Source organism: Metamycoplasma subdolum (assembly GCF_033546815.1).
Lineage (GTDB): Bacteria > Bacillota_I > Bacilli_A > Mycoplasmatales > Metamycoplasmataceae > Metamycoplasma > Metamycoplasma subdolum.
This window is the reverse complement of the sequence record NZ_CP137846.1, coordinates 211,795-229,122: the sequence shown is the minus strand read 5'-3', so window position 1 is coordinate 229,122 and position 17,328 is coordinate 211,795. Positions and strand designations below refer to the sequence as shown.

Genomic DNA, 17,328 nt, shown 5'->3' with positions numbered 1-17,328 from the left:
AATTTGTGCAAAATTATTACTACTATACTTAACAAAAATTAGCAAATATTTTGAAAGGAAAATATGGCAAAAAATAAAGATTCAAATGAAAGAAGATTTCTTTTTGCAATTGACCTAGATGGGACTTTATTAGCTGATTCAGCAGCAGGAACTATTCATCCTAAAACTGAAGAAATGATTAAAAAAGCTATTAGTCTTGGTCATATTGTATCAATCATTACCGGTAGACCATGAAGAAGTACCAAGCCTATTTATGAAAGACTTGGAATGAATGCAATTGTTGGAAATTATAACGGAGCACACATTCATAACCCATTTGATCCATTCTTCATTCCATCAATTCAATATTTAGACTTAAATGAAGTTTTATATATTTTAGGTGATGAAAAAGTAAAAAAAGAAATTACGAACTATGCAATTGAAGGACCAGATTGAGTCCAACTTATGCATCATGATGAAAACCTTGAAAAAGTTTTCGGCTTTAATAAGGCTACAAAATTTAGAGAAGAAATTAATCTAGCAAAAATTCCACTAAAACCAACCGGTATTATCTTCGACTGTAAACCTGATACAGATGCAGTTGCACTTGTAAGTTATTTAAAAAGAAGATACGGTGATTTAGGAGAATTTACTACTTGATCTAAAGGTGCTGGACTTTCGCCAGTTATGGATATTACTTCAATTGGTGTAAGCAAGGCAAAAGTTATTTCATTAATGCTTAGATATTACAACATTGATCCAGATGATTCTATCGTCTTTGGTGACTCATTCAACGACGGACCTATGTTTGAAGTTGGAAATGTTGGTGTTGCACCAAAAAATGCAGAACCATATATTCAACAAAAGGCGCTTGTTGTTATGCCTCAAACTAATAAAGAAGGGGCAGTTGGCTATTTTATAGAAGCATTTTTGAAAAATCCTGACAAATACATTAAAAAAGGTAAAAAGAGAAGAGAAAAACTTGCTGAAGAAGCAAAAATTGTTTCTGCCGACCACTTTTACAGTGAAAATGAAAATTAGTTAGGACATAAAATATGAAAAATGAAAATTTAGATTTAGTTGTAGGTGTTGATGAAACTGGAGTTGGTGATTACTTTACACCTATAGTTTCAGTTGCTTGCATTATCAAAGAAGAAAACTTATCAAAAGTTTTAGAACTTGGAATTAAGGACAGCAAAAAATTAACTGATAAAAAGATTGAAGAAATTTATCCAGAGTTAATTAAACTTGTTAGTTTCACTAAAACAATTATGAGCCAAAAAGGTTATAACAACCTAATTGATAAATACTTGAATAATAATGAAATTAAAACTTTAATTCATTCAAATTCAATCAATAGACTTTTAAGAATTAACAAGTTAAAAGATGCAGATGTTTTAATTGACCAATATGTTTTTAATGATGAAACATTAGAAAAGCATTTTGAGAAAATTGAATCTATTGATTGAATGAAATTTAGCAGACCTAATGCTAATATATTACTAATGACAAAAGCTGAAGATAAATCTCTTTCAGTTGCAGCAGCATCAGTAATTGCAAGAAAACTTTTACTTGATTGAATGAAAGAACAAGAACAAAAATGAGAATTAAACTTTCCTCTAGGTGCAAGTGATAAAGTAATTGAAACATGCATAACTTTTATTAAAAAATATGGAAAATTTAAATTAAATGAAGTTGCAAAAGTATCTTTCAAAACTACAAATAAAGCCTTAGAACAAGCAGAAAATCAAGAAATTGAGTAAGACAAAATCAAATAAAAAATCCAATGTTGAAACAAGTTGGATTTTTTTATATTTCTATTTTTTTTCTTTAGTTTCTTTTTTAGCTTCTTTTGATTTTTTTAACATTTCTTCATAAAATGCTTTTGAAGTTTCACTTTGTTTTTTAGTGAATTTTTCAACTTCCTTTTTAACTTTTAAATAGTCTTCTAAAACTTTAGGTTGATTTAATTTTAAAAGAAGTTCTGCAACTTTATCACGGTATAAAGTATCAGCAATTTTTTCGGTTGAAATATATTGTTTAATTGTTGAAATTGGTAGGTTATATAGATCTGCAAAGATTTGATATTCTTTATCAAACTCTTCATCTTTAAGTTCAATTTTGTTATCTGCAACAATTTGACCAAAAGTAAAGATTTTACTCAAGTTTTTCTTGGCTTGTTCAGCGAATTGTTTTTCAAGCCCTTCGGCAGTTGTTTTAGTAAGTTCTAAATATTCTTTTAAATTAACATCTTGTTTTTTAAGTTTCCCAACTAAATCTTGCATGTAACGATTAGCTTCTTGATGAATTAAACTTTCATTAATATTCATTTTTGAAGTTTTTGCAACTTCAATTGATGCAGTGTCAACATATTCATTTACAGCACTGGTTAATTTGTTTTTAGTTGCATCAAGTTTAACTGCTTCATCAAAATCTTTTTTGCTTTTAATTCAAGGAAAGTTAAGTTGTTTAACAAAATCTTCATTAACTTCTGGATATGTTTTGGTTTTAACTTGTTTAATTATCACTGTAAAGGTTGCTGGCTTTCCTGCTAATGTATCTACATGATAATCTTTAGGGAAAGTTACTACTAAATCTTTAGTTTCACCTTTTTTAAGTCCAATCATTTGATCTTCAAAGCCTGGAATAAAAGTATTTGATCCAATTTCAAGTTCAAAATCATCTGCAGAACCGTGTTCAAAAACTTCTCCATTAACTTTTCCAATAAAATCAAATATGGCAATATCACCTTTTTTAATAGGACCTTCGCTATCAAGAGTAACCATAAAACGAGCAAGTAAGTTTTGTTTTGCATCTTCTTCGTCGGGTGAAGTTAATTTGAAATTTGGCATTTTAGTTTTAAGTTTTTTATAGTCGCCCAAAATTACTTCTGGTTGTACTGGAAAATCAAATTGTAAAGTTAACTTATCAAGTGATACTGAAATTACTTTAATATCAGGTTGTCCAAAAAGTCTGTCTTTTTTAACATCAAGTTGTTTGTAAATCTTATCATCATAAACTTTATTAATAATTACATCAACTGCTTTGTTAAATAGTTCGTATATATCAATTCTTTTATCAGCTTCTCTAGTAGGAGCATGTCCTTTACGATATCCTTTAACGGTAATGTTTTTTCTAAGTTCTACTCTAACTTTTTCAAGAGCACTTTCTCATTCTTCGCCTTCACTTACATATTCAATTCTAATAAGTGATTCTTTTTTTAATAATGTTTTTGACATTTTTTCTCCTTATTTTTTATTAAAATTGCTTTATTAATTATAACTAAAACATTAAGTTTTAAGTAAATAAAATTACAAGTAATTCCTAAAATTTTAGGTAATATTTTTTAAGCAAAAATTTCGTAAATTTTTCTTTCATTTTCATTTAATTCGTCTTTATTTTTATCGCCTAAAAGCACTTGAGTAACATTAATAATTGCTTGTTCATCATTAATAGTATTATTGAATAAAATTTCATCTCAATAAGTAAAAAGATAACCAGTAAATACTTTTGAAGCAGTTTTATATTTAGCAATATCTTTTTCAAAAAAGCCAAGCACATGATCTTGTGCTTTTTTAATTTCGCTTTTATCAGCAAGATTTCCTAATTTCTTCGGATTAATTTTTCTTTTATTAACGATAAAGTCATAATCAATTTTTTGAAATGCTAAAAACTCATAAAGTAAGGTTTGAAAACCACGTGCTTGAAAATCGTTTTGATTAAAGAAAAACTGAAACTCGCTAGCATAGTCTTGAACATCATCTCTTGTTTTAAGCTCGTTATATATAACCATGAAAGCATGGTCCATTTTTTTATTTTTAAGACAGTTTATTAATTTTAAAGTATCAAGTTTTGTTTGAGCTTTTAAATTTTTTCTTTTAAGTTCAAAGATAATGCTTTCACGCATTGCATTTATTTCTCGAAGTTGAGCTTCTATGAATGTTTTTTTGCCAAGTTCATCTAAAAGAAATATGGCTTCAAGTAAATCTTTTTCTCTAACAATTTGTATATCATCAAGTGTTTTTTGAAATTCTTCTTCTTTCATAATAAAAATGATACCTTAATTTATAAAATTATCATTTAAACTTTTGGTAAAACTTTATTTATATCTTTTATAATTTTATTATTAGTTTTTACAAAAAATTAATTGAAAATAAGGAGAAAAATGTCAAAAATTTTAAAAATTCATGCTCTTGAAGTTTTAGACAGTAGAGGAAATCCTACTGTTAAAGTAGAAGTTACTACTAATAAAGCTTTTGCTGAAGCATTTGTACCTTCAGGAGCTTCAACCGGATCAAAAGAAGCACTTGAAATGAGAGATAAAAATACTCAATATGAAGAAAATTGATTCGGTGGAAAAGGTGTTCAAAGTGCAGTTGATAATGTAAATTCAATTATTAATGATAGCCTTGTAGGAATCGAAGTTAAAAATCAAAAACAAATTGATAAAATCATGCTTGAACTTGATGGAACTGCTACTAAATCTAAATTAGGTGCTAATGCTATTTTAGCCGTTTCTCTTGCTTGTGCAAAAGCAGCAGCAATTGAAAATAAAATGCCACTTTATGCTTATTTAGCAAAACTTGACAAAAGAGATGCCTATAAAATGCCTGTTCCAATGTTAAATGTTATTAACGGTGGAGAACATGCTTCAAATACAATCGATTTTCAAGAATTTATGATTATGCCAATTGGAGCAAAAAGCTTTAAAGAAGCTTTACAAATGGCAAACTTTGTTTTCCATACTTTAGCAAGTCTTTTAAAAGAGGCAGGACATGGAACACAAGTTGGTGATGAAGGAGGCTTTGCTCCAAACTTAAGAAGCCATGAAGAAGCATTAAATTTCTTAGTTAAAGCAATCAAGAAAGCTGGTTTCAAACCAGGAACAAGCGGAAGAAAAGCAATTGCTATTGCTCTTGATGCTGCTTCAAGTGAACTTTACAACCCTGAAACTAAAAAATACGTTTTCAAAAAACTTAAGAAAGCCATTGATGAAAAACGTAGTGGATTCAAGAAATTTTATAATACTCAGTATGAATTCACAAGTGATGAGTTAGTTGAATATTTCGGTAATTTAATTAATAAATATCCAATTATTTCAATTGAAGATAGTCATGATGAAAATGATTGAAATGGTTTTAGAAAAATGATTAAACTTTATGGCGATAGAGTTCAAATTGTTGGTGATGATTTAATTGTAACTAATCCAAAATACATTAAAGAAGCAATAAGCAAAAAAGCAATTAATGCTTCTTTAATTAAAATTAACCAAATTGGTTCATTGACTGAAACTATTGAAGCTATTAAGATGAGCCAAAAAGCATCATTAGTTCCTGTTATTTCACACCGTTCAGGTGAAACTGAAGATACATTTATTGCCGACCTCGCAGTTGCTTTTAATACAGGTGAAATTAAAACTGGTTCTCTTTCAAGAACAGATAGAATTTGTAAATATAATAGACTTTTAAAAATTGAAGAAGAACTTGGCAAAAAAGCAAAATACGAAGGTTTAAAATCATTTTATAATCTTAAAAAAGATTAAATAATACTTGACAAAAGCTAGTTTTCAATAAAACTAGTTTTTTTGTTAATTTAGTAGTTTTGATAATATAAAATGTTGCCAAACTATGCATTTATGCTAGAATTTGGTTGTGCAAAATTTCTTATTTTAAGTTTTATTATTGTGAAATTTAGCACAATTTTTATTGTAAAAATTTTGAAGTAAACTTAAAAAAGCAGACGCTCAGGTCTGCTTTTTTTCTAATTTGATTATAGTTCAATTTTAACTTTAATACTTGGGCTCATTGTAGTTGAGATTGTAATATTTTGAACGTAAGTTCCTTTAACTGCAGTTGGTTTTAATTTCTTAATAGTTTGAATTAAAGTTTCAGCATTTTCTGCAAGTTTTTGAGTTGGCATTGATTTTTTACCAACAGAAGCGTGGATAATTCCACCTTTATCAGCACGATAATTTGCTTTACCTTTTTTAAGTTCTTCAACTGCCTTAGCAGGAGTTAATGTTACAGTTCCAGTTTTTGGGTTAGGCATCAAACCTTTAGGTCCAAGTTTTTTACCGTATTTCCCTAAAACTAACATCATTTTAGGATCAGCAACAATAACATCAAAGTCATATTTATCAGCTGCTAAAACCTCTGGAAGTTCTTGAGAACTGTAAACGAAATCAGCTCCGGCTGCTTTTGATTGTTTTTGTAAATTAACATCATCAGTAACAACCATAACTCTTACAGTTTTTCCGGTTCCGTGAGGTAAAACTACTGCTCCACGTAGTTGTTGATCACTTTTTCTTGTGTCAAGATTTAATTTGATTGCAATATCAACTGATTCATCAAATTTTGCAAATGAAACTTTTTTTGCTAAATCAATAGCTTCTTTTAGAGGTAAAACTTCGTTTTTGTTAACAAGTTTTTTTGCTGTTTTTACATTTTTTGAAAGAAATCTTGCCATTAGTTTTTACCTTCTTTCAATCATTCTTCATAGCCTTCAACGCTAACTCCCATTTGTTTAGCAGTTCCGGCGATTTGTTTCATTGCTGAGCGAACATCTTTTGTATTTAAATCGGGTAATTTATATTGAGCAATTTCTTCAAGTTGTTTTAAAGTTAAAGATGCAACTTTTTGTTTGTTAGGAGTTGAACTTCCTTTTTGTAATTTTAATGCGTTTGCAATTTTATAAGATGCTGGAGAAGTAAAAATTTTAAAATCAAATGATTTGTCCTTGTAAACTGTAATTTGTACAGGAACAGGTTCTCCATTTCTATCTTTAGTTTGATCATTAAAAGCCTTAGTAAATTCAGGCATGTTAATTCCGACACCAGCTAGTGCTGGGCCTGGTTTTGCTTGACCAGCTAGGAATTGTAATTTAGCTACTTTTACAATTTCTTTAGCCATAAAAATAAATCCTTTCGATTAATGTGGTGCAAATGAATTTTTGAAATTCTCCCACTTGCTAGAGGGCAATGTAATAATTGCTTTTTTATTATACTAAAATTTGAAAATTTTTAAGTTATTTGCTTTAAATAATTTAATTACTTAAATTCTTTAGCATGTTCTTTTAAAACTTCTAAATTACTATTAATTCACTCATCCGCATTTTTAGTTTTATCTAAAAATTCTTTTACTTTTGTTCCAGCAATTACTATTGGTTTAGTAACTTGCATTCCTAAGAATTCAAAAGTTCCTTTCAAATAAGATGTTGTGTTAGAAAATGGATATCAGCCAAGAGGAGCACCTTGTGAACTAATAATTTTTACTTTTAAATTATTTAAAAGCCCAACACTGCCATTTTCTTTAGCATATTTGTATGAAAATGTCTTATTTGCAACACAAATGTGGTCAAGATAATTTTTTAAAGTTGCAGGGACGTTGAAATTTATCATTGAAGAAGATACGATTAAATAATCGCTTTCTTTTAATTCATTAATAAAAAAGTCGCTATCTTCTTCATTTCAATAAGTTTTCATATTTTGACTTGTAAGAGTTTTTTGACTTATTTTTTCTAAGTTTAAATCTCTAACCTTAAACTCTCAAGTCGGGTTAAATTCTTTTAAAAATTCAACAAATTTTTCACATGCTTTATATGAAAATGAGGAATCCTTCAAAATCGGGCTTGAATGTAAAATTAACACTTTTTTCATTTTTCACTTCTTTCGTTTTTTTGTTTTCTCTCTTTAATTTTACCAAGCTTATTACTTTAATATATATACGAATCAATAATATTAAAGAGTAGGTGTTTATTAATAAAATATAGCATAAAAACTCGGTCAAAAATTGCGGTTTTTTGCAAATTGTAAAAATGAATTTTTTTACACAAAATTTTCAAAATTGCATTTTAAATGTCATATAATGCAGAAGCAAGTTAAGGTTGCGAAAAAAATAAAATAAGGAGAAATATGTATAGAGATAAAAAAACTGGAAGACTTGTTTGAGAAAGTGCTGAGATAGAAGAAGCACAAACTCTTAAAAGTTTAAATGAGGAATATAGAAGAAGTCCTTTTTATAAAAAGGGCGAAGAAATTATTTCAGATACCAGCGAAGAGGGATTAGAATTTTTCTGTAATTACGATGAAACTAAAATTGATGATGAAGATGATGAAGACGATGACTATGAAGAATACAATTAATTTTTGAGTTTAAAAGTTTAATAAAAAGATTAATTAAAAAAGCGATAGAGTTATTCTTTCGCTTTTTTTGTCTTATTTATTTCTTAATAACGTCTTATCTTATTAAATACAGTTAGTAGGATAGTGGCAACTGCTGCTAATCCTAGAAGTAACAAAATATTAAGAGCAAGTCCAGCTTTTGCACTATTTCTTAGTGAGGCTGAGATTTTAGGGCGTGCTAGAAGAGTTTCTAGGTCTAAAATTTCTTGTCTAATTTTTGCAAGATCAGCAGAACTTGTTGCTTTATTGGTTTTATCTTTAAAGTTATCTTTTTGTCCTTGGTTAAGTTTGGCATTATTATCAATTTCAGTTTTAATTTATCTTTTTCTGCTTGTACTCTTAAAAGTCCATCTAGGTTATCCTTAGCGTCATTTGCATTTTTAATTAAAGTTAAAACTTCATCATTTGCTTTGCCATCAGTAAATGTTAATGCTTGGTAAGCATTATCAAATGCTTGTTTTTTAGATTGTTCTGCTTCTTTATAGTTAGGTTTATCAAATACTGGTTTTAGATCAACTATTAATTCTTTTAAGGTCTTCATTGTTTGATCAAGTGTTTGACCTTTATCATATTGAGTAAATAATTCAGTGATTTTGGTTAATTTACCAGTTTCAGTTTTAAGTTGATCGTTTTGTGCTTGATTTAAGTTTACAAGTTTTTGTAAATGATTTTGTAGCATTACTTTTAAATCATTTGTAACTTCAGAAATAGTTTGGGCAATAGTTGCAGAAGTCATTTTGTCAGCTTTTTGAATTAGAGAAGTTTTTTCACTAGATGTTGTTCATTGTGATGCATTGATTTGATCTTTTAAAATGTTTGCATCACCATTTAAGGCATTTTTAGCTAAGAATAGAGCATGTCTTAGGTTAGAAACTTCACTGTGCCATTTAAAATCGATAAAGGTAGAGTTTGCAAAAGCTTCATCATAAGCCTCTTTTTTATCTTGATCAGCTTTTAGATAATTGTCAGTTGTTATTACGGTTGCGTATTGGTTTCTTTCATCATTTAATCTCTTCATATAATCATCAAGTTCTTTTGCTTGCATCGCTCAAGGTTTAATTGCTACTTTATTAAGAGCCATCATGTTATCACCAATTTTATCATTAGAAGCTTCATAATTAGGAACTAGACCTTTATAATAATCCTTTTGAGCATTATTTAAATTAACTAATCTTCTTGCAATATATTCATTTTTAAAGTCGTTTGTTATTAGATTATAAATATAACGAGTTTTACTATGAACTTGATCATCTTCTCATTTAAAAGTTTCTCAGTGTTGAGGGGTAGAGCCAGTAAATTCACCTATTTCTTTCTTCATTACACTTTGTCAAACAGTGTCAGTTTTCCTTCATTCCACCCGTGGAACAAGATTACATAAAAAATTTCAGATTTTAAAAGTACCAGTTAAATTATTTTCTGCATTAATTATTTCTTCAGATATATGATTTAATTCTGAAACATCAATTGAAGTTATATTTTTAATTTCAGCAATTTTTCTGTCATATGTCTCTTTTTTATTTTGATCGGCTTCTTCAATGTAATTAATTGATTTTATTCTCTTTGAGTATTTATTTTCAAGACCACGAATTAAGCGCATTTTGTCATTAATTCTTACATATGTGTCAAATATTGTATCGATTCTTAGAATCATTCACTGCTTAATCAAATCAGTATTGAATTCCTTAGTTAAAATAAATTCATCAAGAGTTTTTGGTTGATTTGGCAATTCTCATAATTTATTACGTTGATTTGGTGTTATATAATAGCCAAATCTAGATATAAATTTTCCATTTATTAAGTTAGAAAAGTAATTATAGTAAACACTGTAAAATTGCGTTTTAAAATCATTTATGTCATTCGTGTCAGGTTTTCAAATTAATAATTCTTCAAGTTTATTTTTTAGTATTGCATCAAGATTTATATCATAATAATATGAATTATTACTATTTATAATATTTCTTAATTTGCTTTTAAAAAAATTGACATCTCAATCAAGCGATTTTTGATATAATTTCGCCTTAGCATTTAAAATTTCAGTTAAAGCATCCGAAACATCTTTATAATCTTTAAAAGTTTGTAATGATTCATAAATTTCATATACCTTTTTTTTACACACTCTTTGTTGTTCTAAAGTTGAGCCAATATATTTATAATCATGTGTGAGATTTCTATATGAAAAATCTATTTCTTTCAATTCATCATGTACTTTTTTAAATTTGTTAGTAAAACTTAATATATTGTCTTGAAAAAGATATTCGAATCTAGAAAATTGCTGAAAAACAGTGCCAACAGCTATGCCCCCTTGCTTAACAATTGAAAAAAATACCTTATAATCTGATCCAATATGTGGTAAATTAGAATAATCTTTTTTTATTTTCAGCCCAAGTGTCATTGGATTATGCATAAAGATTAAGCTTTTGTTTACTAAAAAACTAAACATTTCACCTATTATTAAATCTTTGTTATCAATGTTTGTTTTATCAAACAATTCCATATAAGCACGTAAGGCATTGTTATTTAGGTAGGTGCCCTCAGTAATATTGAAGTCTGATATTTTTAAATCAGACAAAAGAGAAGCTTTTAAATTTTGATCTAATCATCATGCTGAATTTATGTTGGATAAAAGGCTATTATATGCTTGCTCTTGTCAGGTTTGTGCTCTAGTAGTTCTTAATTCATAATTATTATTTTTCTTGTCAGTTTTTAAAGAAATACTTGTAAGAGGTAAAACCGTTGCGGGTAAAAGTGATAATAATACAAGTAATTTCTTAAATTTTGGTTTAGACATAAATTTTTCCTTATAAAAAATTTTTAGTGAATAAAAAAATACTTACTAACTCATAACGTAAAGAAATAGTTATTTTAAAATAACAAATGAAATATAGTAAGTTATAAGATGAGTTAATAAGTTTATTAATTAATAATAATTAATATAGTTAATATTTTTTTATTCATTAGAAAATATAAGGAAAATGGTAATGAATTTACCTAATACCAAAGGTATTTAAACCTTCTTTTATTGAATAAAATTAACTTTTCTTCTACTTTTTTTGCTTTTTTTTTTTTTTTTGATTTGCGAAAAAAAGGAACTAAAGGTTATTTCTAAAGAAATGAGGCAAAAGAAAGGGGGTAAAAACAAAAAGCGAAAGTTTTCTCCTTCGCTTTTTATAATTGTTTTTTATAGTTAATTATCTAAACTTTTTGAACACTGTTAGTAGCATTGAAACAATAGCAGCAAGTCCTAGGAATAGAAGAATATTAAGAGCAAGTCCAGCTTTTGCACTATTTCTTAGTGAAGCTGAGATTTTATCTTGTTTAGAAGGAACAGGCATTGCATCGCTTGCTTTTTTATTAAGGTCCTTTACTCTTGGAATTAAGTCTTTTATGTCGTTAAGGTCATCATCTTGTTGCAAGTCTTTTTCTCCATCAAGAGCAAGCAATTGTTTTGATTTTTGTTTAACTTCTGTGTAACCTGGCAAGGTTTTTGCATATTCTTCTTTAGTTAATAAACTTTCAAATTCACTTTTTAGAATCTTCATTAAGTTGTCAAGTTCATGAGCGTTGTTTAATACTGTGTTAACGTCAATTGAATGTTTTGCAACTAAATATTGTTTTTTAGTTCAATCTTTTTGAACTTGAGTTAAGTATTGTTTTTTCATCAATTCTTGTATTAAATTCACCAGTTCTAATTCATTTAATTTTGTAATTTCACTTTTCATTGAATTTACAAGATCAATATTAATTTTGTTTGGATCTTTTCCATCTAAAATTAATTGTTTTAATTTTTCAACAGATGCTTTAATATCTAAATTGTTGTGCAATGGTTGAGTTTTTTCAATCAATGTTTCAGCTTCAGCTGTTGCTCTTGCAATTTGTTTTTGTAAATCTTCTAAGCTTTCTTGTTCATTGTTTAATTTACCGTTAAGTGCTTCTTTAGCTTCACGAGCTTCTTTGATAATAGCAATAACTTCTTCTCTGTTTTTGTTTTCTGAGAATTTCAAGTTTAAGTAAGCTATATCAAATCTATCTTTTTTAGCTTGAATATCATCTAGATAAATACTTAAAGTTGTAACGTCTTTATAATCATTAATCAAATCATTTACTATTTTCATTTCTTTATCTAAAGCTTCAGATTCAATAAAGATTTGATTCATTGTTTTTACTTCACCAAAAGTTTTAAGTTGGTCTTTAAAGTGTTGAGTTTGTGAACTATTTAAATTTGTTAAACCTTGAACAAAGGCTTTTAGAATGCTTAATAGTTCGCCAGTAACTTCATCTTTAATAACATTAAAGTTTTGTGAAGCTGCAGCTTCTACTTTTTTAATTAATTCTTGTTTTTTACTATTTTCTGGTCATTTAGTTTGATTAATTAAAGTAATTAGTTTAGCTTTACTTGCATCTAAATCTTCAAGATCAGAAATTTCTTTTCTAATTGCATCAAGGTCAGCAAAACTTGAAGCAGCGTCAACTTTACCTTTAAAGTAACTCTTTTGACTTGGATTTAATTTAGGATTGTTTTCAATTTCAGTCTTTAAATCTTTTTTAGCTTGTTCAAGAGTTGAAACACCTTTTAAAGCATTTTTAGCTTCTTTAACGTTTTCAATTAAAGTTTCAACTTCTTGTTTGGTTTTAGCATCAGTGAAAGTTAAGGCATCATAAGCTCTGTCAAATGCTTCTTTTCTTTCTTGTTCATCTTCAGTGTAAAGTGCTGATGTTTTAACATCTTTGTAAGCGTATTTTATATCAGCAAGATCTTTCATTGCTTTTTCAAGTTCTTTAATTTTAGTTACTAAATCGTTTAAAGTTGAAGCGGCATTTTCAGGTAAAGCTTCACCTTTTAGTAAATCTTTTTGAGCTTGATTTAGGTTTAATTGAGAATCTATTAATAAATCAAAGGCATTTTTGATTTTGTTATTTATGTCAAGTTCTACAAAATCAATAGTTGTAATTGTAGCATCGTCAATTGTTGTAATAATTGCAGGTTTTGCACTAGCTTCAATTATTTCTAAGGCATTAACTTTAGCTTTTAGAGCTTCTTTTTTAGCATTAAGTTTTTGTTTATTTTCTAAACTTAATTTGTCTTTTAAGTTTTTAACAGTTCAAACTTCAGCCATAGTATTTGCTTTATTAACTTCATCACCTAGCATTAGTTTTTGATCTGAAGTTAAGTAAAGATCATTGGTAATTTCAGTTCTTAGTTTATCTTTTTCAGCTTGAACTCTTGCAAGACCGTCTAAATTATTTTTAGCATCGTTTGCGTTTTGAATTAAAGTAAGAACTTCATCATTTGTTTTACCATCAATAAAGGTTAATGCTTGGTAAGCTTGCATAAATGATTGTTTTTTAGCTTCTTCTGCTTCTTTATAGTTAGGTTCATTAAAGACATCTCTTAGACTTTCGATTAAGTCTTTTAAAGTCTTCATGGTACCATCAAGTTGGATGGCTTTATCATATTGAGTAAATAGTTCAGTAATTTTTGTTAATGAACCTGCTTCAGTTTTAAGTACATCTTTTTGAGCTTGGTTTAAGTTAGCAAGGGTTTGTAGATGAGATTGAAGCATAATTTTTAAATCATTTGTAACTTCTGCTACTGTTTGTAAAATAGTTGTAGAAGTCATTGCGTCAGCTTTAGAAATTAAAGAAGTTTTTTCACTAGGTGTTGTTCATTTTGAGTCGTTAATTTGTTGTTTTAATGCTTGTTTAATTAGATCTAGGTTAGATTTAATGTAATCTTCCATTTCTTGTCTAATAGGATCTAAATCAGCAAGTTTTGTAGCAGCAGCTACTTTTGGAAGTAAGATTGCTTTTTGTGAAGGTTCAAGATATGGATGGTCTTGAATTTCTTTAGTTAAAGCATCTTTTGCTGCTTTTAGAATATTCGCATCACCGTTTAATGAATTTTTAGTTGATATTAAAGCATTTTTTAAAGCGTCAACAGCAACTTTATCTTTAGCGTCAGTAAAGGTTGAATTTGCATAAGCTTGATCATAAGCTTCTTTTTTAGCTTGGTCAGCTTTTATGTAATTATCAGTTGCTATTACAATTGGATAATTTGCTTTTTCTTCACTTAAAGCAAGCATTGACGCATCAAGTGCTTTTGCATTAGTATATTCTGTTGCAAAGTTCTTTGAACTTGCATCTAATGTTTGAGGAATTTTTGCAATATAAACTTGTCTTTGAGCATCGTTTAAGTTAACAAGATTTACTAAAGAAGTTTGCATTGAAGCTTTAATGGTGTCTCATAAACTTGTTTTAACTGACTCTAGGTTTCTGATATTAGTAATTGTTGTAACAACATTTTTTCATTCATTAGTTACAGTAGTTTCTTCTCAGTTAACTGCGTCAATGAAACTGTTAAATAGTGCTTTTGTATCAATAACAGTTTGTTTATTTGCAGTAACTTTGTTTTCAAATTTTTCTCTTACTGCCATTAATTGAGGAATATCAGTTGCATTGTCAACATCTTGCAATAGTTCTGTTTTTTCATTGTCAAGTAAGTCTTGACTAGCATTAATTTCTGCTCTTAATTTATCTTTTTCAACACCTAATTCAAGTTCATCTCCATTTAAGTTATCTCTGGCAGTTTCTAGATCAGTTATTAATTTATCAACTTCATCTTTATTTTTATAATCTGTAAAATTTGATGCAGTGTAAGCATCATCATATGCTTTTCTTAAGCTAGGGTAAGCATATTTATAAACAGTTTCTTTAGTGATTGATGTATATTCTTTTCTTAGTCTATTTAACTCTTTCATTCTTTTTTCTAATCATAATGCTTCCTCATATAAAGCAACCATATTAGACATATTGGTTAAGTTTTCTTCAACTTTTTTATTAATAAAAGGAGGGCGTTTATTTAATAAAGTTTCGTTTTGTTTTGCATTTACATTTTTAAATTTATTAAAAGAGTTTTTTAAACTTAGATCAAATAAATCATATGTTGTTTTGATATTGTTGTAAATAATATCGTCATTTCAATATTCATCAACTTTTCAAGAATCAGGGTTTCCACCCATTTTAGTAAGAATTTCATTTCTTTCATCAGGTTTTAATCAAATTCCATTTTTGACTGCATCTACAAACTTTAATCTGATCATTTCATGACCATTTACTTCACTTTTCGCATCTAAAATATTATTTTGTATTTGTAAAAGTTCAGTAGTATCAACAGTAGTTAAATTTTTACCTTTTTCAATTGCTTCATTATATTTACCAGCTGTTTCAGCACTGGCATATAAAAAGTTCAATTTAGTTTTTAAGCCACTAGAGTCTTTAATTAATTTGTCAATATTTTCACAAGTTGCAAACGCAAGATAATATTCTTCTGATTCAGATGCTATAATGTCTAAATTCATTTGTCATTTTGATTGAATAACATCAAGATTATCATTATCAAAAAGATTAGATGATTTATCGGCAAGTATTTCTTTTTGCTTACTTGTTAATATTTTGTCATATTGAGGATGTCTGAAAATTCCACTAGATGCACTAGGTGGATTAACTGCAAAAGCTAATTTGAAAGAATTATTAATTTTATGCAATATTATATTAATTTCTTCTATTGTTTTAGCAGTCTTAATATCATTTAAAAGTGAGGATGACAAAGAACCATTTTGGTTTATAAAATATTGTGTTTTAGTTTTTACATAATTTTCAAGAAAGATTTTTGATGCATTTACATATTCTTGAGAATTTTCAATATTTTTTCTAGCTTGTGCTAATAGATCTTGGACAGCTTTGACTTTACTTTCAACATCATATACCCTATCAATCTGTGCATCAGTATAAACTTTCATATAAGCATCTTGTAAAGATTTGTTTGCAGCTTTTCAAGCATAACTTTCATTAAATGGCTTACTAGTACGATGATAGTTTGTATATAATTTCATTTCGTCTTTTAAATTTTTAAATGCTACATTTAATTTATTAAAAGTGTAAGGCAAATACATTAGCATCCTTAGTGGCCCATAAGGAGATAATAACGGTTCAAGAGAATAATTTGTGCCAGCGTCTTTATCTTCATTCATTCCAGCCATAGAGTTTCGAAACTTATCAAGAAACATTTGTTTGGTTGCCTTATTCATATAATAATACTCGCCACCAATATCAAGTTTCGCTTCCTGTAATACAATTCTTGAAGTATATCTATAAAAAAGTTGGAAAAACTTCTTTTTAAATTCAATGATATTGCTTAAGGTAACATATGTAGTATTTTTTACATAATTATAAAGTTCTGTGAATTCTAGGCCGTAGTTCATTGGATAAATCATGTATTCAGGATTATTTATAAATTCATTAAAAAGGGATTTCAATTCGTTAAAATCGTCTTGCACCGTTTTTTTGTAAAGATTATCTTTTGCTTTACTAATTGTTTTTTCGAGTTGAATTGAAGCTTCTATTGTGTCATTGTCAGATGTATCATATAAATACTGTGATGCAGTAATTAAATGACTATCAAATGCAGTTTGATTCTCATCTGTAGTTCCTATATACATATAAGTTTTCATGACATTAGCTCTATCTAGTCTATAGTAATCATTAATTTTTGTCATAGCATTATCTAATTCACGAAATTTCCTTGCGAAAGGAAGCAAGTCATTTTGTAAATGATTATTTAGCTTTACGTAAGTGCTTTCAGCTTTTTTGTCTAAATCATGAATTTCATTTATAGGTCATTTAATCTTAGGGGTGTTATATCTTTTTATTATTTGTTTTTTTTGTGACCCGCTTATATAAGAATCTGATGCCCTAAGCCTTTCAGCAACATAATAAGCTTCACCAGCTCCTTTATTTTCTGGGTTTAAAAGTGCTTGAATAGCAACAATAACAACTTGCCAACTAGTAGAATTTTCTTGAAAACGCGGGTCTTTTTGAGCTATATTTAAAAAACTTTTTTTTGTCACGCTAGGAAGTCATCAACAGTCATTTATAAGTTTAATGAATCTTTGTCTTTCTCGTTCGATTCAAGCAGGATCTGCTCTTGTCACATTCATAAGTTCATTTTTATTATTGTTTTGCTTATCAGTTTTTAAAGAAATACTTGTAAGTGGCAAGGCCGTTACAGGTAAAAGTGTTAATAAAACAAGTAATTTCTTAAATTTAGGTTTTGACATAAATTTTCCTTTTAAAAATTTGTATTGAATAAAAAAAAGGCCTATTAACTTAAACAA

General features: G+C 27.9%; 12 protein-coding genes. 4 read left to right on the top strand and 8 right to left on the bottom strand.

Going from position 1 to position 17,328, the window contains the following annotated elements:
* Positions 1 to 63 precede the first annotated feature (63 nt).
* A complete protein-coding gene (locus R9C05_RS00920) occupies positions 64 to 1,020 on the top strand; it encodes a Cof-type HAD-IIB family hydrolase (RefSeq protein WP_121940922.1) in 957 nt (318 codons plus the stop codon).
* A gap of 14 nt (positions 1,021 to 1,034) precedes the next feature.
* Entirely contained in the window at positions 1,035 to 1,742 is a 708-nt protein-coding gene (locus tag R9C05_RS00915; RefSeq protein WP_121940921.1) for a ribonuclease HIII, read from the top strand.
* Positions 1,743 to 1,796: 54 nt separating this feature from the next.
* On the opposite strand, the gene tig is transcribed toward R9C05_RS00915, so the two are convergent.
* Positions 1,797 to 3,218, bottom strand: a complete 1,422-nt coding sequence (tig, locus tag R9C05_RS00910) for a trigger factor (RefSeq protein ID WP_121940920.1) — start codon at positions 3,216 to 3,218, stop codon at positions 1,797 to 1,799.
* Between the two features lie 107 nt (positions 3,219 to 3,325).
* Complete coding sequence (locus tag R9C05_RS00905) at positions 3,326 to 4,024, bottom strand: hypothetical protein (RefSeq protein ID WP_121940919.1); 699 nt, start codon at positions 4,022 to 4,024, stop codon at positions 3,326 to 3,328.
* A gap of 120 nt (positions 4,025 to 4,144) precedes the next feature.
* On the opposite strand from R9C05_RS00905, the gene eno reads away from it, so the two are divergent.
* Positions 4,145 to 5,521: a phosphopyruvate hydratase gene (gene eno, locus R9C05_RS00900; RefSeq protein WP_121940918.1), complete on the top strand. Its 1,377-nt coding sequence runs from the start codon at positions 4,145 to 4,147 to the stop codon at positions 5,519 to 5,521.
* 227 nt (positions 5,522 to 5,748) lie between these two features.
* Here eno and rplA read toward each other — a convergent pair whose 3' ends face one another.
* From rplA to R9C05_RS00885, 3 genes are all read right to left on the bottom strand, one after another.
* Positions 5,749 to 6,444, bottom strand: coding sequence for a 50S ribosomal protein L1 (gene rplA, locus R9C05_RS00895; RefSeq protein WP_121940917.1), 696 nt, complete (start codon positions 6,442 to 6,444; stop codon positions 5,749 to 5,751).
* On the bottom strand, positions 6,444 to 6,887 hold the full coding sequence (rplK, locus tag R9C05_RS00890; protein ID WP_121940916.1) for a 50S ribosomal protein L11: 444 nt from the start codon (positions 6,885 to 6,887) through the stop codon (positions 6,444 to 6,446). The genes rplA and rplK overlap by 1 nt, the downstream gene beginning before the upstream one ends.
* Positions 6,888 to 7,024: 137 nt before the next feature.
* Positions 7,025 to 7,633, bottom strand: coding sequence for an FMN-dependent NADH-azoreductase (locus R9C05_RS00885; protein WP_121940915.1), 609 nt, complete (start codon positions 7,631 to 7,633; stop codon positions 7,025 to 7,027).
* 255 nt (positions 7,634 to 7,888) lie between these two features.
* On the opposite strand from R9C05_RS00885, the gene R9C05_RS00880 reads away from it, so the two are divergent.
* A complete protein-coding gene (locus R9C05_RS00880) occupies positions 7,889 to 8,119 on the top strand; it encodes a hypothetical protein (RefSeq protein ID WP_121940914.1) in 231 nt (76 codons plus the stop codon).
* A gap of 83 nt (positions 8,120 to 8,202) precedes the next feature.
* On the opposite strand, the gene R9C05_RS02920 is transcribed toward R9C05_RS00880, so the two are convergent.
* The 3 genes from R9C05_RS02920 to R9C05_RS00870 all read right to left on the bottom strand — a co-directional run bounded on the left by R9C05_RS02920 (position 8,203) and on the right by R9C05_RS00870 (position 17,271).
* Positions 8,203 to 8,463 carry a hypothetical protein gene (locus R9C05_RS02920; protein WP_404810263.1) on the bottom strand — a complete coding sequence of 87 codons (261 nt, stop codon included), beginning with the start codon at positions 8,461 to 8,463 and terminating at the stop codon, positions 8,203 to 8,205.
* Entirely contained in the window at positions 8,355 to 10,946 is a 2,592-nt protein-coding gene (locus R9C05_RS00875; protein ID WP_121940913.1) for a hypothetical protein, read from the bottom strand. Before R9C05_RS00875 ends, R9C05_RS02920 begins: the two co-directional genes overlap by 109 nt.
* Before the next feature lie 400 nt (positions 10,947 to 11,346).
* The gene (locus R9C05_RS00870) at positions 11,347 to 17,271 is read right to left on the bottom strand and encodes a synaptonemal complex protein 1 (protein ID WP_318613932.1); all 5,925 of its coding nucleotides are present in this window, start codon (positions 17,269 to 17,271) and stop codon (positions 11,347 to 11,349) included.
* Positions 17,272 to 17,328: the final 57 nt, after the last annotated feature.